This window comes from Alteromonas sp. BL110 (genome assembly GCF_003443615.1).
Classification (GTDB): domain Bacteria; phylum Pseudomonadota; class Gammaproteobacteria; order Enterobacterales; family Alteromonadaceae; genus Alteromonas.
This window is the reverse complement of the sequence record NZ_CP031967.1, coordinates 1,814,224-1,838,062: the sequence shown is the minus strand read 5'-3', so window position 1 is coordinate 1,838,062 and position 23,839 is coordinate 1,814,224. Positions and strand designations below refer to the sequence as shown.

Here is a 23,839-nt window from a genome sequence, read left to right as displayed (position 1 = left end):
AGAGCACGAGTAACCTAATTTTATAAAAAGGGGTTACCCCTACTATTCCAGAGGACACAACTATGTTTAGCCACGTTATGTTAGGTGCAAACGACCTTGAGGCGTCGAAGAAATTCTATGACGCTATTTTAGGTGTATTGGGTTACGAGCCAGGCGTTTTTGATGAATATGGACGCGTGTTTTACTACACGCCCAAAGGTATTTTAGCCCTAACCAAGCCAATTAATGGCGAGGAAGCGACACACGGTAATGGAACAACCCTTGGTCTCGCAGCGCGTACACCAGAGATTGTAGATGAATGGCATAAAGTTGGAAGCGAAAATGGGGGAGTTCCATGTGAAGACCCACCAGGCATCCGGGGAAATGGCGAACGCCAATTATACCTTGCTTACCTGCGAGACCCGTCAGGTAACAAACTCTGCGCCACGCACATAGTAAGAAAATAAAAAGTATAGGCGTTACCTGTTGGCAGTTCTATGACCAAGGCTGGTAGCGTCTTACCCCCTTTCTGTACAAACTTTCCACTATACATTTTGGCTAGATGAATTAACCTTGAAGAAGCAAAATTTCAGCTAACAGATAGCATATGACTCCTGAAGAAACTGGCAAGGCCTACGACACCATTACTCACCGCTGGACGCGACCCGAGTTTAATCAGAAAAATGGCATAATTGCCTATCAAAAAGCTCTGTCATTTTTGCCGCAAGCCCCACAACCAGAGCAGGATAAAGTGCATAGTAAAGCGCCTAACAAGGGAGAAGTACTCAGTGAAAGAAAAACACAGGAATACGGCTACGCGCTAGACATTGGTTGCGGCTGTACAAATCGCTTTGTTCCCATTATCGAAAGTAATGGGCTAACGTACGAAGGCATTGATGTGTCTAGAGATATGCTGGCTATAGCTAAGTCTCAGTTACCTGCCCATACCTTCTATTGCGCCGATGTTTGCACGTTTACATTAACTAAGCACTATTCCTTCATTAGCGCTTGGGATAGCTTTTGGCATATCCCTTTGACGCAGCAAGAGCCTTTGCTTAAGAAGCTAATGAATCACTTAAACGATGGCGGCGTGTTACTTTTTAGCTGCGGTGGTACGTATGAAAGCGGTCAACATACTAACGAAGTGATGGGACCAGAAGTCTACTACGCCTCGCTTGGGCTACATAGATATTTAGAAATACTGATGGAAGCTGGCGGCTTTATTCGCCACGTTGAATTTGATCAGCACCCCGAGCAACACACTATTATCATTGTGCAAAAAAGAATAGAGCAAAAGTAAAGCGGAATAATGCATCAGGAAGACTTAAAGAAGCAGCGTGCTAGGCACGCTCTCCTTAAATAAGGACAGCGATACGCTCTAAAAACGCTAGCTTTGCGATGCCGCTAGTTCATCGCGTTTATCTAAACGGTAAAAACTCCACGCCAATGTTACGCCGCGAGCGAGTAAAAAGGCGAGTAGGGCGTACCACAGGCTAACGTTACCTTGGTCTTGCGTGAGGAACCAAACAGGGAAATACACAGCTAGTGCACTTATTATCATGGTATTACGCATTGCACTTGCTCGAGTAAGACCAACAAACACACCGTCGTACAAAAAGCACCAGTGGGCCAACAGAGGAAGCAATACCATCAAGCTTAGGTAAGGCCGCGCTGCGTCTACGATGCCGCCATGCTCAGTAAGCAGTTCGACAATGGCCTCACCTCCTAAACAGAATATCAGGCTGTAGATGAGGGCAAACACGCTTGACCAGGCTAGCCCTTGGTAAGTACGCCGTTTCACTTCACTGCTATCAGACGCCCCTTTAGCTTCACCCACCAGCGCCTCCACACCATAGGCAATACCATCTAAACCCAATGCGATTAAAACAAAGAACTGCATAAGTATGGCATTGACGGCCGCCGACGTTTCGCCGTAACGGGCACCTTGAATAGTAAGAAACGCTAGGCAGCCTTGCAGTGCCAGATTGCGTAGTAACATATCGCCGTTTAACTTCATTAGCACCTTACGTGCCGCCCGGTTAAACCAAGAAGCACTTACCGCTACACCGCCAACGTGTTTAAATGCCACCATAAACGCCATTATGGCCATAGTATATTCAGCAATAACACTGGCTAATGCTACACCGGCTACTGACATATTCAGTGAAAATACAAATACCATATCAAGTGCAGCATTTAGTAGATTGCCCACAATTTGAATAGTCATAACGCTGCGCGTTTTTTGCTGCCCCACTAGCCATCCTACCAACGCAAGATTAAGCATGGCAGCAGGCGCGCCCCATACGCGCACAGAAAAATAGCTTTGAAGGTGTAGGGCTACTTCGTTATTAGGTTGAGTTAAGGTTAATCCTAAAGAAAGGATAGGGGATTGAAGAACCAGTACGACTGCACCTAACAATAAGGCCACAGCCACCGTTTGCCACAATACTTTGGCAGATTCTAACCTATTATTGGGCGAGCCTTTCGCCTGCGCACTTAAACCTGTTGAAGACATGCGAAGAAACCCGCATACCCAGTATATTTGCGTTAAAATAAGTGCGCCTACCGAAGCGCCAGCAAGCATAGCAGGTAATGACATGTGCCCTAAAACTGCGGTATCTACTAAGCCTAATAAAGGCGTTGTGACATTCGCTAGGATCATAGGAAGCGCTAACGCCAACAGACGGGTATGGTCTTCAAAAAAAGAGCGCTGGCTGACTTCGGCACGGGACATAAATGATCTCAGTAAAGATTGGTTTCGCTATATACTAACAAGCTATGCATCAACATTAATGAAAGGTGAACTTGTCTATCTGCGTAATAGACAGTTAAGTTCTACTTTTTGGAAGTTTACCATGCTAATTAATTTAATCAGGCACTCAGTGGATGAAGATATGAAAAACAACTACCTAAATCAAAAAAGAACAAAGCAATCCACGGGACTGAAAGTTTTTTATTCAATGCTTGCAGGCGTTTTCTGTGTATTGTTAAGCACATCTGGATTTGCAACAAATTTGGATGCTAATGTGAATACGGCTACACGCGCGCAAGAGCAAGGCGCTGAAACCGACAAAATGAGTGTTAGCACCATACCTAACGCGGTCATTTTGCTTTATCACCACGTGTCTTCATCTACACCGGCCAGTACTAGTATTTCGCCTGAGACATTTAAATCGCATATGGAATACTTAGATACACATCACACTGTAGTGTCGATTCAGGACGTTGTTTCAGCTTTACAAGACAACAAAACACTGCCAGAAAAAGCAGTGGCTATCACATTTGACGATGGTTACGCGAATATCTTACACAATGCTCACCCAATACTGGCAGACCTAGGTTTCCCATACACGGTATTCATCAACCCTGATGAAATTGGCGTAGGTCCGAAGCAGCTGACGTGGGAGCAAGTTATTGCCATGCATAACGACGGCGTTACTTTTGCCAATCATACGCTTGACCATCTTCACATGCTAAACGGTGAACAAACAATGGGCAAAAGCGCATGGCTGGAAAAAGTATGGGAAAACGTAGAAAGTGCTGAAAAGAAGATAGAAGACAAGCTAAGTATAAGCCTCAAATATCTGGCGTACCCATTTGGAGAATACAATACAGCGCTAGCTAATAAGCTCAAAGCTGAAGGTTACATTGGGTTTGGTCAACACTCTGGGGCTGTAGGCCCAAATAGCGACATGCAGGCGCTTCCTCGGTTTCCAGCAGCGGGGCCTTACGCCAACCTTGCAACACTTAAGACCAAGCTAAATAGCTTGGCAATGCCAGTAACGCACAGTACACACGAAAACCCTCGCATGACGACACGAACCTTGTCCTCACCGATAAGCTTGACAATAGACAGTAACGATGTGCGCCTTACTCAGGTTAATTGTTTTTTTGGGGGCGATACCATCGAGACAAATCTTGAAGGTAAGGTGCTTTCGTTCACCTTAGATAAATCACTTCCTATAGGCCGTTCAAGGGTGAACTGTACAGCACCATCCAATACTCAAGCTGGTCGCTATTATTGGTACTCTACGCCTTTCTTTGTAGCAGATGAAAGTGGCAATTATCCTGACTAAGTAAATTAAAGATCTTGACTTGGAATTAGCCTAAAGCGGGGCGCGCGAGTTTTATTAAATGAACTCGCGCTTATATAAGGAAACGTTTACCTAAACGTTACGAGCAAATCTTATAAAGCCTTTATTTATAGACTCTTCTACAAACCCATGGTGTTGGTAAAAACGAATAGCCGGCACGTTCGACACTTCTACATCAAGCACAAGCTTACGTTTCTTTAACTTTTCCGCTCTTGAGTGCATTGCATCTACCAACATTGAGCCTACCCCCGTACGGCGGGCACTCTCTTCTACCGAAAGATGACCAATCATAAGCTCTGTATTGGTGGGGGGCGTAAGGTTTACCGCTACTGTTTGGTTACGCATGAGTACTGTCATAGCTTCATCAAGCGTAAAATATGACGTTATGCTGTCTAGAGTTGCTCTATCAAATGCAGCACCCAGTTTGCTATGCCAAGCAGTTACCACGCCTAGCACTTCGTCACCACTGCATGCCACCCAATGATTGTTGAAGCCATACTGACCGCCGCCTTGTTCCCAAGCATGAGCAAGGTAACCATCGGCTGTTTTATTCTTATTATGTCCAAAAATAGACGTTAATAATGACTGCGCCGCGTTCAATATGAGCGGCGTAGTTTGCGCGGCATCAGATGCCACACCTTGCCTAATTTCTATTTCCATACTACTGCTTCGAGGTAATTATCGGCATATCTGCCAATATTTGCTGAGAATCACTTATCGATAGCTTTCCTGGCTCTCTTTTTGGTTTGAATCTTCCTATCACCCTAGCCTCAGGGTCGACAAGTACAACAGATGCACTGTGATCAACTAAATAGTTGGGGTTATCGGTACTTTCAGCAATAGCATACATCATCCCTAAATTACGTACGAACGGGAATAGCGCTTTGTGCTCTCCGGTAACAGCGATGAACTCCTCATTAAAATAGCTCACATACTCTGAAAGTCTTTCTATTGAATCGCGATTCGGATCAACGGATACAAATACAACTCGAATTGGTTCGACAGTATTTAACGCTTTTAGTTCAGGGTATATTCCGTTTAACTCGGCCATGGTTGTGGGGCAGATATCTGGACAAAAAGTATAGCCCACAAATACTAAGCTCCATTGGCCTTTAAGCGAGGAATTATCGAATACGTCACCTTCATGTGACGTTAGTGTAAAAGGTGATAATGCCCTTGGCTCAGGGTAGGTTTGAAAATATTCAGGCTGACTTTCAACACCTGGAGGCGCGATATAAAGCGCCCCGACAATGCCTGCACACAACGCTAAAAATGCAACAAGACCGACAATAGTTCGTTGGTTCATAAACTCAATGGAATGTAATGATCTAAGAGTAATACTACAAACAATACCATGAGATGAATAATAGAAAACCTAAAAGTTTTCATTGCCGTTTGAGGCTGTGCATCAAATTTTAGCTTTAATGCATAATATAAAAAACCAATATTAAGCACGCTTGAACCAATTAAATAAATGAGGTCGCTCATACCTGTAAGGTAGGGCAGCAAGCACACAAGCCCTAGTAACACTGTATATAACAATACTGAAGTTTTCGTAAATGAAACACCATGTGTTACCGGCAGCATAGGCACCTTCGCTTTGGCATAGTCTTTTTCTCTATGAATGGCGAGGGCCCAAAAATGCGGAGGGGTCCAAGTAAAGATAATCAGTACCAAAAGTAGTGCATGGGCATGTATTTCCCCGGTTACTGCCGTCCAACCTAAAAGTGGCGGCGCAGCACCCGCCAAACCACCGATTACAATATTTTGAGGCGTAGCGCGTTTTAAATACATGGTATAGATGAACGCGTAGCCTACTAAGCTCGCTAGGGTCAGCCACGCGGTTATCATATTTACAAATAAGGCCAACACCACGAACCCTACCACACCTAAGATACCAGCAAACCACAGCGCGTTGTTTACACTGACTTTGCCTTTCGCCACAGGCCGGTTAAATGTGCGCGCCATCACGCTGTCTATTTTATGGTCGACAACGTGATTAATGACTGCTGCAGAGGCCGATAACATACCAATACCTAATAAGCCGCAGATGAGTACTGTTGCATTTACCCATGTAGGCGTAGCTAAACACATTCCCACCAGCGCAGTTAACAACAGCAGCATAACCACGTTTGGCTTAGTCATTTCGTAATAGTCGCGCCACGTTACTATAGTGTGTTGGCGGGAAGTACGTGCATGTAAAGAGACCGATTTAGCCATGGAAACCTCCTGGAGCTTTAGGGAGAATGTGCGAGGACGTAGACCCGCTCAAAGGATCTTGATAAGAGCCGCGTAAAGATGCGTATTCAGATTCGTGTAATGAAGTATTACGAGCTTGCTGGTTTCTAAAAGCCTGCTGTTTTCTATAGGCGCCTTGCAGCGGTTCAGGCACCGAGAATGGCGCTTTACTTTGCTTTTCTAAACCGAAAACCTGATCGTTTTCCAGAATTCGGAAAACGGTAAAAATAAGGTTTAGCAAGGATAGGAGCAATACCGCTGCAACCGCGTTATGCATGACGGCGACAGCCAAAGGCAGCATAAATACAATGTTACTAAGCCCCAAAGCCACTTGAGTACACAGCGCTACCAACATAAATGCGCTCACAAACTTTTGTTTATTTGTAGCGTAACGGCTAACTAACACGTTTATACCAAGTGCTAACAAGTATAAAAACGTAACCACTGCGCCAAACCTGTGAACGATATGCATAGTGACCCGCTCGCCGTAATCGTGAGCGCCAAATTCATAGTTGTCTGCGTCAGGTACGCTGAATGCACCTGCAATATCGATTCTGTCCTGCCATCCGCTTTCACAAATCGGCATTTCCGTGCAGGCTAACGCAGCATAATTGGCAGAAGTCCATCCTCCCAGTGCAATCTGTGTAACAAGTACGCCGAGTCCAACAAAGGCGAAAAGTTTAAGGTTTCGCTGAAAGATTTTGGCTTGAGGTAGGTCGGTAATATCCTGATCATGCATAGCTGACGCTATGGGCGCTTGTTTAGTTTTCGGTGCATCGCCTGCGGAATTGCGCAAGCGAAGATAGAGAATAAATAGGCAGGATATTACGGAGAAGCCTCCTAACAAATGCCCCATTACAACAACGGGAAGCAGGTTGAGTGTCACTGTCCACATACCAAGGGCTGCTTGAAATATTATGAGCCCCAAAAGTAAAAGCGGCAGTTTAACAGGCGTACCCTTATCGCGCTGCCGAAGGGCGATAACCGCGATAGCCAACACACATAGTCCTAATGTTCCTGCAAAGTAGCGGTGAATCATTTCATTCCACGCCTTAAATGCTTCAACTGGACGATCAGGATAGGCGGCATTGGCTTGTGCCACCTTTTCTTCACTTAAAGGCACAGTTAAATTACCGTAGCACCCAGGCCAATCGGGGCAGCCTAACCCGGCATCGGTCAAACGGGTATAGGCACCTAAAATGATAACAACAGCCGCTAAAAATATACTGAATAGGGTTAACTTTTTCATAGCGTTTATCCTATGCGTGATAGCTTTAATAGCTTTCTTATGTCTGCCAGCATGTTGCGGCTTTCCATCACGGCGTCTTTTCTATCGTCTTTGATCTCGTAAAAAAGCATAGCGTTATTTTGGGTATCGACGATATAGACACTGCTAGAGGCGAGGGCAGTTGGCATGGTAACCGGCAAGGTTTCTACAAAGGGATAGTCCGCTAAGGCTGCTATCGCTACTTGATCACTTGAATCACTTGTAACGACCACGGCTTGGGCGCGATCAGACTCTTTACCTAAAGCAAGCCATACCTGGTTAATACTAAAAAGTGCGTTCTCGCACACTGCATCGCACTCATTCGGCATGACATAAAGTAAACGCCACTTAGGCTCTGCGTCTTTCAAAAGTGCACTCATGTTGATTGTTGGCGCAAGCAGCTGACCTTTATTTGTAGCGCCTTTGGTAAACCAATCGTTATCAAGTGCAAGCTTCGCCATGACGACAGGCAAAACGAACACAGCTACCATGATAATTAACGTTTTTTTCGAAGCAGTATTACTCATAACTACGTCCTTTCTTATTTATTGCAAAACCACCTATGGCCGCAGCGGCAATGGCTAAACCGAACCACTGAACGGCATAACCCAGGTGCTTTTCGGGAGACATTACAACGGCCTGATGTTCGCGAATAAACGCAGGATCTGGCGTAGTAAGTTGAAGAATAAAAGGTAAAAAATTTCGATCTAAGGCATCGCTTAATTCGGGTAATTCGATGTGTTGTATAAGCGCGGGGCTTTGCGCCAAGGCCATGTTGGTTTCTTTAATTAAAGGGTTATTACCCGGCACACTGATGACACCGGTAAAATCGCGAATTTCGCTCGTAAAGCTTATATCCGGCAAGGTGCGAGTTAAATCTGGTGCGGGCACCCAGCCAAAGTTCACTAAAAGCCATCCGGCATTGGTATATACCGGCGCTATCACGTCAAACCCTACCCGTTGATTGTAAATCTGGTTGTCTAAAAGCAATAGGTGATTTGCATCTAAGGAACCACTGAAAGAAACGGTGATATCTCTTGGATCTGTGTGGTTCAGTGCCTCTTCTAAACTCAAGGTTCCATTACTTTGCTTTTGCGCTATGCTAGCTAAACGTTGTTGCTTTTGGACCATGCGATCAAGTTGCCAGTAACCTAACCCGCACATAATCGCCACACTAAAACCCGTGAGTAACCAAGGAATAACGTGGCGAGTGCGAAAAAGCATGATTATCTCGCACCCTGCAAAATGAGAATAAAAACAGAGGTGAGTATGTTGATAAAAATAGTCCTTGTTGCTTTGGTACTGTACATGATTGTTAATCTGTTCATGGCGATGCGCATTATGATAAAAAACGACACATCTAAGGGGCCAATGAGCAAATATATTGGTCGACGTGTGCTCACTTCTGCCATCATCGTCGTTATCATTCTTATAGCTATTGGTACTGGTTTAATTACCCCAAACCCAAGACCTTATTAAGTTTGGGGCGTTATTTTTAGAGCACGTAAACAAAGATGTAGAGCATGACCCACACCACATCTACAAAGTGCCAATACCAGCTTCCCGCCTGGAAGGCGAAGTGGTTTTCTGGCGTAAAGTGACCTTTTAATACTCTAAAAAACAGTACAATTAAAATGATGGTACCAAGAGTCACGTGCATGCCGTGAAACCCGGTCAGCATAAAGAAGGTGTTGCCGTAAATGCCTGACTGAAGCGTAAGCCCTAGATCGCGATAAGCATGTATATATTCTTCCACTTGCAAAAACAGGAACCCACACCCGAGTAAAATGGTAATGCCTAGCATTAGCGTTAACTGCTTGCGTTTGTTTTGCTCTAGACCCACATGGGCGAAGTGCAAAGTAATAGATGAAATGAGCAGGATAATTGTATTAATAGTCGGTAGCCCAGCAGCGCTCATTTCTTGCGTAGTAATGCCGCCTGGCGTTGATACCAGCGGCCACATGGCCTCAAACGTCGGCCACAAGACTTCATTGGTCATAGCGTTATTCGATGCACCACCAAGCCATGGAACCGAGATAAACCGTGCGTAGTAGAGCGCACCGAAAAACGCAGCGAAAAACATTACTTCAGAGAAAATAAACCAGCTCATCCCTTGGCGGTACGAGCGGCCTAGCTGGTCGCTGTAAAGCCCAGCCATAGACTCATCAATTTGGTTTTTAAACCAGCCCACTAGCATAACCAGCAACACGGCTATCCCCGCTAAAAGGATATGACCGCCATAGCCGGTTTCGCCTTTGGTCGCCTGCACCACATAATTGCCCGCACCTACGGCGATAAGAAATAGAGCAACGGCCCCAACAATGGGCCATGGGCTTTGTGCGGGTACATAGTATTTTTGGTATTCGTGATTCTGTACTTCGGTTTGCATTTTCTTCTCCTTATCCCTTCTGCTTATTCGCCAGTTGATGGTGTTGAAGCCATAAAGGGATTCGGTGTTGTCGTTAGGTCACTGGCTCGCGCTGTGACGTCATAGAGTGTGTACTGCAAGGTAAAAAAGGTTATATCTTCAGGAAGCTGCGGGTCGACGTAGAACTGCATAGGCATATAGGCCTCACTCCCCGCATCAAGTGGCTGCTGATTGAAGCAGAAGCATTCCGTTTTATTCAGATAGAGCGCTGCTGTGCCGGGGGATACAGAGGGTATGGCTTGAGCAACGATATTATTTGATGCAGGATTTCTCACATAAAACGATACCGTGTTTAGCTCGCCGGGGTGCACTTTCACACGCTTAGTTTCGGCGCGAAACTCCCATGGCATACCGGTATTTGTGCGAGTAATAAACTCTACGGTCACTTCTCGCGATTCATCAATCTCAACTGATTGGTAAACTGCTGCCGTGTTCTCGGTTTTGCCATTAATTCCCGCTACGTCACAAAATACGTCATACAAGGGAACCAAGGCAAAGCCAAAGCCAAACATGCCAATGACAATAGCAACAAGCTTGATAACCATCTTGTTATTTGCACTTTGCTGTGACATCACGCAACCTCCGGGTAACTTCAAAGATGGATGTTGGTAAACGTTCGCATAACCGCTTATCTACTCCACCGTCAGCAATGTGTGAAAGTCATTCATACCGCTGCTGCCTAGCCTTTTACAAGAATGACTAATTCACAAACCCCACCTATCGTTACTTCACGACAGGCGGTGTTTCAAACGTGTGATAAGGAGCAGGTGATGGAATTTCCCATTCCAACCCTTCTGCGCCATCCCAAACTTGCGCCGATACCGCTTCACCCTGCTTTTTGCACGCTTTTATAAGCAGAGCAAGGAAGATAAGCTGAGATAAACCGAAAGCGAAACCACCTAAGCTTATCCATTTATTGAAATCAGCAAACTGTAATGCATAGTCAGGAATACGACGTGGCATACCTGCCAAACCAACAAAGTGCATAGGGAAGAACAAGACATTTACCGATACTAAAGAGCACCAGAAATGCCATTTAGCTAAAGTGGTGTCGTACATTTTGCCTGTCCATTTAGGCAGCCAGTAATACACGGCTGCTATAATAGAAAAGACTGCGCCTGTTACTAGAACATAGTGGAAATGAGCCACAACGAAATACGTGTCGTGGTACTGGAAGTCCACAGGTGTTATCGCCAGCATTAGCCCTGACAACCCACCAATGGTGAACAGCACAATAAAGGCAATAGCGAACATCATTGGCATTTCAAAGCTTAGTGAACCGCGCCACATGGTTGCTACCCAGTTAAACACTTTCACACCAGTAGGTACCGAGATAAGCATGGTGGCAAACATAAAAAACATTTCCATGTATACCGGCATGCCCGTGGTAAACATATGGTGAGCCCACACCACAAAAGAAAGCAGCGCGATAGACGCTGTGGCGTAAACCATAGACGCATAGCCAAAGAGTTGCTTTCTGGAAAAGGTAGGAACAATTTGCGAGATAATGCCAAAAGCAGGCAAAATCATAATGTACACTTCAGGGTGCCCGAAGAACCAGAAAATATGCTGGAACATAACCGGGTCGCCGCCACCTGCAGCATCAAAGAAGCTGGTTCCGAAGAACTTGTCCGTTAATACCATGGTCACCGCACCGGCGAGCACCGGCATTACCGCAATAAGCAGAAATGCAGTGATAAGCCACGTCCACACAAATAGTGGCATTTTCATCCAGGTCATGCCCGGTGCACGCATATTGAAAATAGTCACTATCACGTTAATCGCGCCCATAATGGATGAAATACCCATAATGTGAACAGAGAACACGAAAAGGGCCGTTGAATCTCCACTATAGGTCGTTGAGAGCGGCGCGTAGAATGTCCAACCGAAGGCAGGGCCGCCACCTTCCATAAATAGCGAGCTAAGCAGAATCAAAAAGGCGCCAGGTAGAATCCAGAAGCTCCAGTTATTCATGCGCGGTAACGCCATATCTGGGGCGCCGATCATCATTGGAATAAGCCAGTTCGCGAGCCCAGTAAAAGCAGGCATAACAGCACCAAATACCATGATGAGTCCGTGTACCGTGGTCATTTGATTAAAAAAGTTTGGCTCAACAATTTGTAAACCGGGTTGAAACAGTTCAGCACGGATCACCATGGCCATCGCGCCACCAACTAAAAACATAATAAAGGCAAACCACAGATAGAGTGTGCCTATGTCTTTATGGTTAGTGGTAAACAGCCAGCGCGTTATTCCTTTAGGAATATGGTCGTGGTGTTCATGATCATCATGTAGATGATCGCCCTGTGAGTGACCACCATTTACTTGACCAATGTGAGTCGCAGAGGTATCTGGCGAAATAACTTCAGTTGCTTTGCTCATTTGTCTGCTCCTAGTTTCCGTTTGCCACTGCATTAACGTCTTTGGCTTGAACCATATCGCCAGTGTTATTGCCCCACGCATTGCGCTCGTAAGTGACAACCGCAGCAATTTCTTTAAGGCTCAGCATTTTGCTAAACGCCTGCATAGCTGTACCCGCCTTACCATGTAGGACAATGTCGATGTGACCTTGCTGATCTTCTAACGCCATCTTGCTACCTTTAAGTGCTGGGAATACGCCCGGTAGCCCCTCACCATTTGGCATATGGCACGCTGCACACGTGGCGTTGTAAACGCGCTCGCCTTCTTTCATTAATTCATCCATCGACATATTCATTGAAAGTAGGCGCTGCTCTTCTTCTTTCGCTTTACGCACAATTTCTTCTTGTTCGCCCATCCATTTATCAAACTCAGCGGGCTCTTTAGCGATAACCACTACTGGCATGTAGCCATGGTCTTTACCACATAGCTCTGCGCATTGACCGCGATAAACGCCAGGTTCATTGACCTTGGCCCAAGACTCATTAATAAAGCCTGGGTTGGCATCTTTTTTCACGGCAAAGTCAGGAACCCACCACGAATGAATAACGTCATCTGAAGTAATGAGAAAACGTACTTTCTTACCAGTTGGAATAACTAACGGGCGGTCAACTTCTAGTAAGTAGTTGTCGGTTTTCTGAAACTTATTTTCTATTTGCTCGCGCTGAGTAGCTAGCAGAGAGTAAAATTCGACGTCGCTATCCATGTACTTGTAGTGCCACTTCCACTGAGAGCCTGTGACTAACACTGTCATGTCAGGCTCAGACGTGTCTTCCATTGCAATAAGCGTGTTCGCTGCAGGCACAGCCATAAAGATAAGAATAAGAAAAGGGATAACGGTCCACGCTATTTCAACCTTCACATTCTCATGAAAATTGGCAGGCTTAGCGCCGCGAGACTTCCGATGCAGATACATTGACGCAAACATAACCCCAAACACGACGACCGCGATCCCTACACAAATAAAGAACATCAGCATATGCAGGTCATAAACCTGCCCGCTGATGTCGGTAGCACCGCGTCTTAGATTAAGTGAAGAGGCTTCTTCACTAACTTCTTGCGCAAGAAGCAACGGGGAAAAAAGCAAAAACGGTATTGTTGAACACCATTTTGCGAAAACGGTCGTTAGTTGTTTCACTCAGCACCTCCGTAATAGCAAGACCAAAAACGCTGATAATTTTGCGCGATGCCCTACCAAATGGTTTGCGAACGATTGACCCATCACCTCAACTTGTAAAACAAATTTAGAGTCATTGTTATTATTTTGTTAATCTCTGTATAAGAATTGCGCAATAATGCCGTGCCGTCTAGTCTTTTCTATTAAAAATTTAATGAAAAGGTTAATTTTTAACCATTTCATGTGGCAGGCTTACGTTACAAATTCTGTAGAGTAGGTATGAGGCGTGCTGGCGGCGGTTAAGAAATCAAACGCGCATTTTGAACGGGATGTTGATAAGGATGAAGCTTTATTTGGTCATAAAATCAACAGCTAACACATCATTGAATGTGTTTTTCAAACAAACTTTCAAATAATAGATACGTTTTAAACGTTTCATTCAGAGACTAAATAGCGCTTACCTTTTACATAAAAGTTATCTCAAATGCTATAGTCTTGAACCTTACTAACAGAGGCTAACATAAGAAAACTGGCTAAAATGTACCATTAAAAGGCATAAAAAAAGCGGCTATTACGCCGCTTTCAGTTGAACATGCCAAAACCTTACATCCAGTCGGCGTTTCTTATAACACCCACAGCAATACCTTCTATCGCAAAAGGCTCATTGGCAAGGTCTACTTTAATTGGCGAAAACTCTTCGTTTTCGGCATGAAGTAAGACCTCACGACCGCGTTTCTCTAAACGCTTAACCGTAACGTCTTCATCCACCCGCGCTACAACTACCTGGCCGTTGTGAACATCAGTGGTGCGATGCACGGCAAGAAGGTCGCCATCTAAAATACCAATGTCTTTCATACTCATACCATTCACACGAAGTAAAAAGTCGGCCTGAGGCTGAAACAAAGCAGGATCGACCTTGTAGTGGGATTCTACATGCTCTTGCGCCAAAATTGGCTCACCCGCAGCCACGCGCCCGATGAGCGGCAAACCTTCTTCTTCTGGTGCATTATCCTCAAGAGGGATATTGAGCTTAATACCACGGGAGGTACCAGGCAGGATTTCGATTACGCCTTTACGCGCCAAGGCTTTCAAATGTTCTTCTGCTGCGTTGGCAGAACGAAAACCAAGTTGACGAGCAATTTCCGCACGCGTTGGCGGCATCCCCGTTTCTTGCATGGTTGTTTTGATAAGTTCTAAAACTTCAGTTTGTCGAGCTGTGAGTGGGCGCATAAAAGACCTGTCTGTTCATACAGTTCCTGTAAGTATATACACCTAAAAACAAATAACAAGCACTTGCCACGTCTTTTGCCATACGCAAGCGTATAAAGTAATTGCAGTGCTCTTATTTCGCAAGAAGAGTTATATCTGGGCTACCTATTCTTAGCTTCAACTTTTCTTCGCTGTTTTCGCGGTAACGCATGCAATTTATTGATACGATTGTGGGGCTTAGCTTCGCCCGACTTCGCAAATCAGATGACAAAACTTATTGTGACTCCTCCTCCCATACTACTTGATTTCGGCCTTGCTCTTTCGCTTTGTAAAGGCATTTGTCTGCCGTCGATAAAAGCGCGCTAAAATCTGCGCCATAGGTGTTATCTATAAAGGTTGCACCAATACTAATTGAAAGCTTAATTGTGTCGGTTTTGTAGGTAACAACGCTTTCTTCAACAGCTATACGAAGCGCTTCTAGCTGTGTGTTAATTTCTTGCTTATTTTTACCCAACCTCACGATAGCAAACTCTTCACCTCCAAGCCTGGCCACCACATTGGGTGCGTTGTTTTGTTTAGCTATTTTCCTTGCAACTGTAATAAGCGCTTGGTCACCCGCATCATGTCCATAGGTGTCGTTTACCTTCTTAAAGTAATCAATATCAACAATAGCAACGCATGCGCTAAAATGCTGTTTTGAAAATGCGATGCATTCATCAATAAATGCTCTACGGTTATATAAGCCAGTCAATGAGTCAGTCATAGCTAGTTGTCGAAGCTTTTCTTCTGCAACAGCACGAGCTTCTTCTAATTCTACCGCATAGAAAAGACCTGCTAATGCATCTAATAAAGGCTGTATAAATTTCGCATCTTCCACCGTGTAGGGCTCAAATTTATTGGCTAAGCCAATCATGCCCACCACTCTATCTTTGACCTTTATAGGCAGCCCTAAAAATCGACTAATACGAGGATGTCCCTGTGGCACCCCTTTTGAGTTTGGATGACTCCCTGAGGTATTACTTATCGTTACCTCTCCGGTTAATATTGTGGTACCGAAAAGATTATCAAAGCTACTGAAATACAAGTTTCGCTTTTTATACTCGTTGTATTGCGTAAAGCTGCTGCTGTCCCACACTATTTCAGAAATGGCATGAATAAACAGCTTCGAGGCATCACCTTCGCCTTTCATTTGCCCTATGAAAGCAAACTGACTATCTGAAATATCAATAAGCTCAGGCAATACTGTTTGGCAGGCCATGGTTAAATCGTTGTTCTGAAGGTAAGAGGCACGGGTCTTATTGATAAACTGAAGTAGCTGGGTTTTCTTTATCTCATGAAGTTCACTTTCCATTCTCTGCGTAATGTCGCGATGAATGCCAGCAACGCGAATAGCCTTACCCGCGACGTCAAATTCGACAGTTTTCCCGTAGGTTTCAACCCAAATCCACGAGCCGTTAGTATGTTTCATGCGAAAAGTGGTATTGAAAACCTTGCTCTCACCTGTAATGTGTTCGTTTAATTGCTTTTCTACTTTTACATAGTCCGCAGGGTGAATTAACTGCCTGAAAAAGCGAGAGCTGGTGTCATAGTACTCATATTCAAGACCGACGATATCACACCAACGTTTGTTGACTTGGTTTACATCAGCGGCCAAATTCCAATCCCATGTTCCCAACTCGGAGGCTTCCAATAGCAGTCGCATGCGTTGATTCGTTTTGTGCAGTTTGTCTTCAACATATTTTTGATCGCTGGTATCGAAAAGAAAGGCTTGCACTGAATACAGCATCCCGTCCTCCCGAAAGCTCGCCGTAGAAATCATACTTACCCAAATAGTCCGCGTAGGGGTGGCTATTTGAAGGCGGCATGAATGGGTTTCCACACCTTCTATGTGCGCCTGCATAGCAAAAGTAAAGTCGCTTTCAGCTTCTTGAGTTAGGACATCGCCAAGCTCGACAGCGCCGCTGAGTAAGTCTTGTGCCGATATACCCAATACACGCTCACTGTTTTGAGAAATATGAACTAGCCGTAGTGACGTAGTATTGCGCCAAGTCGCCAACACTATAGGGGACTTTTCAATTAAACCATGTTCACGCTTAAGTGCTTCATGCTCTTTAGAAAGAGAAATATGCTGGCTAACAAGCGCGCCAATCCTGTTTAGGACTTCTAAATGTTTAGCATCGATTTCACGAGGTACAGTATCGATTAGACATACCGCGCCAATAATCTGCTCATTGATTTCAATGGGAGTTCCTGCATAAAAGCAGATGTGCGGCTCACCCGTCACTAGTGGATTATCTTTAAACCTGGGGTCTTCATGTGCATTGTTAACCACAACTTGTTCGCGTTCTTCCACAACATGACTACAAAACGCATGCTCACGGCTCACTTTAGAAAGTGTAGTTCCATATCGCGCTTTGAATGTTTCTTCAAATTCACCAACTATTCCTATTAGCGCGATAGGCACCTTATATGCCCCCGCTAGCACAACCATAAGGTCGTCAAGATCCAACGGCACCTCATTGCTGAGCAAAAAGTCATCAATCGTCTTTAATCGGTTTTGATCATCCACTACAACATGCTCATATTCGTTAATCTTTATAAAAATAGTAATAGTCACCACTTATAGCAATATAATAAATGTTGGATTGCCAACAGTCTCAGTGAGCCTTACCATAAATAGTGCTACACAAGGCTTAAAGACACAGATGCTTTTCAGCTTCTTGAACTTACTGGTAAGTAGGGAGTCAGTACAGCAAGCAAATCAATAAAATTGGCCCGTCGCGAGATTGTGATGCGTTTGTGTTACACTTCACCCGTTTTTATTTCATAGGATTACATAGTTCATGTCGTGGATGCGAAAAGCCCTTTTGTCGGTATTTCATTATCCTGTTAAGTTACTGGTTAAAGCCCACAGTATTCCAGTAAACGTTGAAACCGAATTAGGAATAGATAAAAGCAAGCCTATTGTTTATCTACTTCCCACTAACTCAGTGACAGATCAGCTTGCGCTGAGAATGTCGACTAAATTCCTAGGGCTACCGAGCCCAACAGACACGCTGACACTGGCAGGTCGAGAGTACTCATCTACTCTGTTTTTACGTAAAACTCAGCCTCTTTTTCGCTCATCAGCCAAAGATACGGGAATTGAAGAGGTCTTCACTGATCTTTTCCACTTGCATCGAGACCATGAAAACCTCGATCTACAAGTAGTTCCTGTTTATGTGACCTGGGGCCGAGCCCCAGGGCGCGGCAACCCGGGTTTAAGTGACTTAATTGCTGATAAAGCTGCTCCGAGCTGGCTACGCAAGCTTTTCATCGTGCTATTTTTAGGCCGAGATAACTTTATTAATTATTCTAAAGCTGTCTCTGCACGGGCCATGTCAAATCAACATGGTAGCGATCAAAGCATTGCTCACAAGCTCGTACGCGTAGCAAGTACTCACTTTCAGCGTAAACGACAAAGCATGACGGGCCCTACCCTGTTAGAGCGTCAAGAACTCAACAACAGTGTATTGGGTTCAGATGCGGTACGCCGCGCCATCGCCGAAGAGTCGAGAAGCAAAAAAGTCACTCATGAAAAAGCAAAGGAGCGGGCTCAAACCTATATCACTGAGATTGCTGCAGATTATCGTGAAGGGCTAATAAGGTTCGGCGACAGACTGCTGACTCGAATCTGGAATAAGATTTACAACGGCATTAGTGTAGGTCACGCTGAACGCATTCGTGAATTGGCCGCTAACGGTCACGAAATCATCTATGTGCCTTGCCACCGCAGCCACATGGACTACCTGTTATTAACTTACGTGATTTATCACGAAGGTATGGTAACGCCTCATATTGCAGCAGGTATCAATCTTAACTTTTGGCCTGTCGGAAAAGTATTCCGTAGAGGTGGCGCTTTCTTTCTCCGCCGCAGCTTTGCAGGCAATAAGCTGTATACGGCCGTATTCAGAGAATATTTAGAGCTGCTGTTTAACAAAGGTTACTCAGTAAAGTACTACCCTGAGGGTGGACGTAGCCGCACCGGTCGCTTAATACCGCCGAAAACCGGTATGCTGGCCATGACAATTCAAGCCATGCTTAAAGGCGTTAATCGCCCAGTAAGTATTGTTCCTGTCTACATTGGCTATGAGAATGTGATGGAAGTGAAGAGTTACCTGAACGAACTTAAAGGGTCAAAGAAGAAAAAAGAGTCCAACCTTCAGGTTTTCTCAGCCATTCGTAAGCTTAAGAATTATGGGCACGGATATGTGAACTTTGGTGAGCCTATTGCGCTTAATCAGTTCCTTGAAAGCCATGTGCCGAACTGGCGCGACTGTCGTGATGCCGAGCCAGAGAAAAAGCCTGCTTGGTTAACGCCTGCTGTTAATGAATTGGCCAATAACGTTATGACGCGCATTAACCGCGCTGCGGCACTTAACGGCATGGCTTTAGCTTCGCTATGCCTACTGTCTTCTAAAAGGCAGACCATGAGTGAAGTAGAGCTTAAACAGGCCATGGATGACTTCATGAACTTGTTCAAAACAGTGCCCTTTAGTAATGACGCCACTATTCCAGATTCATCAGCACAAGAATTGCTTCGGGATACGTTAAAATTAGGCCGTTTTGATATTAAAGAAGACGATTACGGACGTTTGATCAGTCCTCAGCCTAAATCTGCTGTATACCTGACCTATTATCGCAACAACATTTTGCATTTGTTCGCCATACCAGGTCTTATCATGGCGTCTATCTTCGCTAAAAAAGGCGCAACTAAGAACAGTATTTTACAACTAATTGCAGCACTTTATCCTTTGCTGCAAAAAGAACTGTTTTTACATTTAACACAAGATGAAGCGCTTGCGCATACTGATGCATTGATCACCGCGATGTTAGACAACGGACTATTGCGTCAAAAGGACGGAGAGCTTTTACCGCCAGATGCGCACTGCAAACAGTTCCATTCTGCGTGGTTACTAAGCCGCTGTATGCAAGAAACCTTGCAACGTTATGCCGTGGTGTTGACTATTCTTGATAAAGAAAAGGTGATTAGCCGCAGTGCATTAGAGCGAGAAAGTAAACAAGTCGCTGAGCGCTTATCAGCCCTTTACGGCTTAAGCTCTCCTGAGTTTTACGATAAGAACGTGCTGTCTAGCTTTATCGGCGCACTGAAAGATAACCACTGGTTAGATTCTGAAAAAGACGGTAGCTTAAAATATTCGGAAGAGTGTGAGGCCTTGCGCGCTGACGTGATGGCGCTAATATGGCCTGAGATGATTCAGCATCTAGAAAATGTTGCGCTTAACACAGCTAGCTAGCTTCGTTTGCCCCCCAAATTATCGCTTTCTTACAGGCGTAAAAAAACCCATGCTTTGCATGGGTTTTTTATTGGCCGTTTGCCTACCTAATAGGGCCTTTTATTAACAATGACTCGCTAGGGGTAGTAATAGTGCCGCTTTGTATCGCTCCTCGGTAAACCTGCGCTTAACGTGAAGCAATACAAAGCGAAAAAAGGTTTAAAACGAGCTAAGTTTCGCTTTTGAATGTATAGCTATCAAAGGCTGTTCTACATAGCCGACAAAACGTTATGCTGGTTGTGACAGAAAAAAGCGATACGCAGGGTTATCCGTTACTTCTTCTACCTTATAGCCCAATTCAGCTACATGCTGGTTAAAGTCATCCCGGCTTTCTGGCGCAATGTCAAAACCAGCCAGTACCAAGCCTTCCGCAGCGCCGTGGTTGCGATAATGGAATAAAGTGATGTTCCACTGCTCGCCTAATGTATTTAAGAAGTTTAGTAGTGCACCTGGGCGTTCCGGAAATTCAAAGCTGAACACCTGCTCGTTTAAAATAGTCGGCGGGCGGCCTCCTACCATATGCCGGACATGAAGCTTTGCTAACTCGTTGTCTGTTAGGTTAACGCAATCATATCCTTTACTTTCAAGGTCACTTTGAAGGGTCGCAAATTCTTGTTGACCGCCTTTTAGCTTTACCCCAACAAAAATATGCGCTTCGCTCTCACTTGCATAGCGATAGTTGAATTCAGTAATCGCTTTTGCCCCAACGCATTCACAAAACTGTTTAAACGCGCCTTTAGTTTCAGGAATTTTAACGGCAAAAACGGCTTCTTTCTGCTCGCCTAATTCACAGCGTTCAGACACATAGCGTAGGGTATGAAAGTTGATGTTTGCGCCACATAAAATACCGCCTAGCTTTTTACCTTTAAGGTCATGTTGCTTGGCATATTTGCGAATTGCCGCTACCGATAATGCACCAGCAGGCTCGGCGATAACGCGAGTATCATCGAAAATATCTTTTATAGCCCCGCAAATCTCATCATTGCTAACCGTAATAGTTTCATCAACTAAGCGGTTACACAGGCGAAAAGTTTCTTGCCCCATCACTTTCACAGCCACGCCATCGGCAAAAATACCTACGCTTTCCAGCTCAGTAGGCTCGCCTTGCGCTTTTGCTTTAATGAAACAGGCCGACTCTTCTGACTCAACGGCTACAATCTTAATACTGGGTTTGAGTTGCTTTAAGTACACTGCAATGCCCGCGGCTAGGCCGCCACCGCCTACAGCAATAAACAAAATATCCAGGTTTGGGTTTTGCTCTAACAGTTCTCGTGCAACCGTACCTTGTCCGGCGATTACATCGGGGTTATCGAAGGGCGGAACAAAGGTATACCCGTGGGTATCACACAATGCTTTGGCATGGTTGCTTGCCTGGTCGAAGCTCGTGCCATGCAAGACTACATTTACGTTATCACCACCGAAACGACGTACAGCGTCCACTTTAATGTCAGGGGTGGTTTCGGGCATCACGATAGTTGCTTGAATGCCCTTCATTTTTGCACTGTATGCTAAGCCTTGCGCGTGATTACCCGCCGATGCGCCAATTACGCCTGCTTGCAGCTGTGCTTCACTTAACGAACAAATACGGTTGTAGGCACCGCGCAGCTTAAAGCTTTTTACCGGCTGCTGATCTTCTCGTTTCAAAAAGATCTCGTTGCCAAGCTCCGCTGAAAGCAAAGACATATAAGACAGTTCACTCGCCACCGCCACATCGTAAACGGGAGCGAGTAATATCTTTTTCAGATACTCGTGGTCGCTAACGTGCTCGTTTTCCATTACAAGTCTTCCAACTTACTGACATCGCGCACTGCACCTTTGTCGGCACTGGTTGCCAGCGCGGCAAAGGTCTTAAGTGATGTAGACACTTCGCGCACGCGATTTTTCGGTTTCCAAGGCTTATCGCTTGCTTCCATTTTTGCACGGCGCTCGGCGAGTGCTTCATCAGAAATAACGATGTTGATGCTTCGGTTAGGGATATCTATTTCAATCTTGTCCCCGTCTTCAACTAAACCGATACCGCCACCGCTGGCAGCCTCCGGGGAACAGTGTCCGATAGACAAGCCGCTTGTCCCACCACTGAAACGTCCGTCGGTGACTAGCGCGCAGTGCTTGCCTAAACCTTTAGATTTCAAATACGACGTTGGGTACAGCATTTCTTGCATACCTGGACCACCGCGAGGGCCTTCATAGCGAATAAACACGACGTCACCGGCTTTTACTTCATCGCCCAATATGCCTGCCACTGCATCATCTTGGCTCTCGTAGATACGGGCAGTACCGTTGAATTTTAGAATAGATTCATCCACGCCAGCGGTTTTTACAATGCAGCCATCTTCGGCCAAATTACCGTAAAGCACCGCTAAGCCGCCTTCTTGGCTAAACGCATTCTCGATAGAGCGAATACAGCCGGTTTCACGGTCATCGTCCGCGTCATCCCAACGGCAGTCTTGACTAAAGGCTTTGGTAGTGCGTATACCTGCAGGGCCTGCGCGGAAAAAGGTAATCGCGTCTTTGTTCTCTGGATTAGTGATGTCCCACTCGCTGATAACCTCAGTAAGTGGCTTCCCAAGAACATGGTTAACATCGCTATTCAGCAAGCCTGCCTTGTTCAACTCGTTCAAAATGCCCAGTACGCCCCCGGCACGGTGAACGTCTTCCATATGATATTTAGGAGTAGAAGGCGCCACTTTACACAAGTGAGGCACCTTGCGAGACAATCGGTCGATATCATCCATAGTGAAAGGCACTTCACCTTCCATTGCCGCCGCTAACAAGTGCAGGATGGTATTGGTTGAGCCGCCCATAGCAATGTCTAAGCTCATGGCGTTTTCGAAAGCTTTAAAGTTGGCAATGTTACGTGGCAATACACTTTCATCATCATCGCCGTAGTAACGCTTACAAAGCTCTACAATTTGCTTGCCGGCCTGCTTAAACAAGCCTTCACGGTCGGCGTGAGTGGCTAGCATCGAGCCGTTACCCGGAAGCGATAGACCTAACGCTTCAGTTAAACAGTTCATTGAGTTAGCTGTGAACATACCCGAACAAGAGCCACAGGTTGGGCAGGCAGAGCGCTCAATCTCATCAGTATCTGCATCGCTAACTTTATCATCAGCAGCCGCTACCATGGCATCAACCAAATCAAGCTTGATAAGCTGGTCGGAAAGCTTGGTTTTACCCGCTTCCATAGGGCCGCCAGATACGAATATAACCGGTACATTAAGGCGCATAGACGCCATTAACATTCCTGGGGTGATCTTGTCGCAGTTTGAGATACACACAATGGCATCAGCACAGTGTGCGTTCACCATGTATTCCACTGCATCAGCAATGATCTCGCGAGAAGGTAAGCTGTAAAGCATTCCGCTGTGGCCCATAGCAATACCGTCATCTACCGCAATAGTATTGAACTCTTTGGCGACACCACCTGCTTCTTCCACGCTACGGGCCACTAGCTGACCAAGGTCTTTAAGGTGAACGTGCCCAGGTACAAACTGCGTAAATGAGTTAGCAATAGCAATAATAGGCTTGCCGAAATCTGAATCTTTCATTCCGGTTGCACGCCATAGCGCTCGAGCGCCGGCCATATTTCTACCTTGTGTGGTAGTTGCAGAACGTAACTTGGGCATAAATCCTTCCCGTTAATTTTAGGTACTAGGGGTTAATGCTAGACCTTTATGTGAAACTTAAAAACAGTGGTAAACCAGTAATGCTTTGGCTCGTTTTCCAATACGCGCTGTTTTACTCGAAATTGCA

At 45.3% G+C, this 23,839-nt stretch carries 20 protein-coding genes; 5 read left to right on the top strand and 15 right to left on the bottom strand.

Going from position 1 to position 23,839, the window contains the following annotated elements:
* Positions 1–62 precede the first annotated feature (62 nt).
* Both D1814_RS08010 and D1814_RS08005 read left to right on the top strand, forming a co-directional pair.
* Positions 63–446: a VOC family protein gene (locus tag D1814_RS08010; RefSeq protein WP_118491180.1), complete on the top strand. Its 384-nt coding sequence runs from the start codon at positions 63–65 to the stop codon at positions 444–446.
* Between the two features lie 140 nt (positions 447–586).
* A complete protein-coding gene (locus D1814_RS08005) occupies positions 587–1,279 on the top strand; it encodes a class I SAM-dependent DNA methyltransferase (RefSeq protein WP_118491178.1) in 693 nt (230 codons plus the stop codon).
* A gap of 87 nt (positions 1,280–1,366) precedes the next feature.
* Here the strand turns inward: D1814_RS08005 and D1814_RS08000 are convergent, their stop codons facing one another.
* The gene (locus D1814_RS08000) at positions 1,367–2,713 is read right to left on the bottom strand and encodes an MATE family efflux transporter (protein WP_118491175.1); all 1,347 of its coding nucleotides are present in this window, start codon (positions 2,711–2,713) and stop codon (positions 1,367–1,369) included.
* Between the two features lie 121 nt (positions 2,714–2,834).
* Between D1814_RS08000 and D1814_RS07995 the strand changes: the two genes are divergently transcribed.
* A complete protein-coding gene (locus D1814_RS07995) occupies positions 2,835–4,055 on the top strand; it encodes a polysaccharide deacetylase family protein (RefSeq protein WP_118491173.1) in 1,221 nt (406 codons plus the stop codon).
* Between the two features lie 90 nt (positions 4,056–4,145).
* On the opposite strand, the gene D1814_RS07990 is transcribed toward D1814_RS07995, so the two are convergent.
* Genes D1814_RS07990 through D1814_RS07965 form a run of 6 tightly spaced genes read right to left on the bottom strand, consistent with a single transcriptional unit; the run spans position 4,146 to position 8,802 of the window.
* Positions 4,146–4,733, bottom strand: coding sequence for a GNAT family N-acetyltransferase (locus tag D1814_RS07990; protein ID WP_118491171.1), 588 nt, complete (start codon positions 4,731–4,733; stop codon positions 4,146–4,148).
* A 1-nt stretch (position 4,734) separates the two neighbouring features.
* Complete coding sequence (locus D1814_RS07985) at positions 4,735–5,379, bottom strand: SCO family protein (RefSeq protein WP_118491169.1); 645 nt, start codon at positions 5,377–5,379, stop codon at positions 4,735–4,737.
* Positions 5,376–6,293, bottom strand: coding sequence for a heme o synthase (gene cyoE / locus D1814_RS07980; RefSeq protein ID WP_118491167.1), 918 nt, complete (start codon positions 6,291–6,293; stop codon positions 5,376–5,378). The genes D1814_RS07985 and cyoE overlap by 4 nt, the downstream gene beginning before the upstream one ends.
* Complete coding sequence (locus D1814_RS07975) at positions 6,286–7,560, bottom strand: COX15/CtaA family protein (RefSeq protein ID WP_118491165.1); 1,275 nt, start codon at positions 7,558–7,560, stop codon at positions 6,286–6,288. Before D1814_RS07975 ends, cyoE begins: the two co-directional genes overlap by 8 nt.
* A 5-nt stretch (positions 7,561–7,565) precedes the next feature.
* Entirely contained in the window at positions 7,566–8,105 is a 540-nt protein-coding gene (locus tag D1814_RS07970; protein ID WP_118491163.1) for a hypothetical protein, read from the bottom strand.
* Positions 8,098–8,802: an SURF1 family protein gene (locus D1814_RS07965; protein ID WP_118491161.1), complete on the bottom strand. Its 705-nt coding sequence runs from the start codon at positions 8,800–8,802 to the stop codon at positions 8,098–8,100. Before D1814_RS07965 ends, D1814_RS07970 begins: the two co-directional genes overlap by 8 nt.
* A 45-nt stretch (positions 8,803–8,847) precedes the next feature.
* Here D1814_RS07965 and D1814_RS07960 point away from each other — a divergent pair, with 45 nt between their 5' ends.
* Positions 8,848–9,057: a DUF2909 domain-containing protein gene (locus D1814_RS07960; protein ID WP_118495343.1), complete on the top strand. Its 210-nt coding sequence runs from the start codon at positions 8,848–8,850 to the stop codon at positions 9,055–9,057.
* A 16-nt stretch (positions 9,058–9,073) separates the two neighbouring features.
* On the opposite strand, the gene D1814_RS07955 is transcribed toward D1814_RS07960, so the two are convergent.
* The 6 genes from D1814_RS07955 to D1814_RS07930 form a co-directional block, all read right to left on the bottom strand.
* Positions 9,074–9,967 (bottom strand): cytochrome c oxidase subunit 3, encoded by an 894-nt coding sequence (locus D1814_RS07955; RefSeq protein ID WP_118491159.1) that lies wholly within the window; start codon positions 9,965–9,967, stop codon positions 9,074–9,076.
* A gap of 23 nt (positions 9,968–9,990) precedes the next feature.
* Positions 9,991–10,578 carry a cytochrome c oxidase assembly protein gene (locus D1814_RS07950; protein WP_118491157.1) on the bottom strand — a complete coding sequence of 196 codons (588 nt, stop codon included), beginning with the start codon at positions 10,576–10,578 and terminating at the stop codon, positions 9,991–9,993.
* 151 nt (positions 10,579–10,729) lie between these two features.
* Positions 10,730–12,388, bottom strand: coding sequence for a cytochrome c oxidase subunit I (gene ctaD / locus D1814_RS07945; RefSeq protein ID WP_183037588.1), 1,659 nt, complete (start codon positions 12,386–12,388; stop codon positions 10,730–10,732).
* A 10-nt stretch (positions 12,389–12,398) separates the two neighbouring features.
* On the bottom strand, positions 12,399–13,562 hold the full coding sequence (gene coxB / locus D1814_RS07940; protein ID WP_118491155.1) for a cytochrome c oxidase subunit II: 1,164 nt from the start codon (positions 13,560–13,562) through the stop codon (positions 12,399–12,401).
* A 582-nt stretch (positions 13,563–14,144) separates the two neighbouring features.
* Complete coding sequence (gene lexA, locus D1814_RS07935; RefSeq protein ID WP_118491153.1) at positions 14,145–14,771, bottom strand: transcriptional repressor LexA; 627 nt, start codon at positions 14,769–14,771, stop codon at positions 14,145–14,147.
* A 253-nt stretch (positions 14,772–15,024) separates the two neighbouring features.
* The gene (locus D1814_RS07930) at positions 15,025–17,319 is read right to left on the bottom strand and encodes a sensor domain-containing diguanylate cyclase (RefSeq protein WP_118495341.1); all 2,295 of its coding nucleotides are present in this window, start codon (positions 17,317–17,319) and stop codon (positions 15,025–15,027) included.
* 274 nt (positions 17,320–17,593) lie between these two features.
* On the opposite strand from D1814_RS07930, the gene plsB reads away from it, so the two are divergent.
* A complete protein-coding gene (gene plsB / locus D1814_RS07925) occupies positions 17,594–20,047 on the top strand; it encodes a glycerol-3-phosphate 1-O-acyltransferase PlsB (RefSeq protein WP_118491151.1) in 2,454 nt (817 codons plus the stop codon).
* Between the two features lie 267 nt (positions 20,048–20,314).
* Here the strand turns inward: plsB and ilvA are convergent, their stop codons facing one another.
* Together ilvA and ilvD are read right to left on the bottom strand one after the other, a co-directional pair.
* On the bottom strand, positions 20,315–21,862 hold the full coding sequence (gene ilvA, locus D1814_RS07920) for a threonine ammonia-lyase, biosynthetic (RefSeq protein ID WP_118491149.1): 1,548 nt from the start codon (positions 21,860–21,862) through the stop codon (positions 20,315–20,317).
* Complete coding sequence (gene ilvD, locus D1814_RS07915) at positions 21,862–23,712, bottom strand: dihydroxy-acid dehydratase (protein WP_118491147.1); 1,851 nt, start codon at positions 23,710–23,712, stop codon at positions 21,862–21,864. Before ilvD ends, ilvA begins: the two co-directional genes overlap by 1 nt.
* Positions 23,713–23,839: the final 127 nt, after the last annotated feature.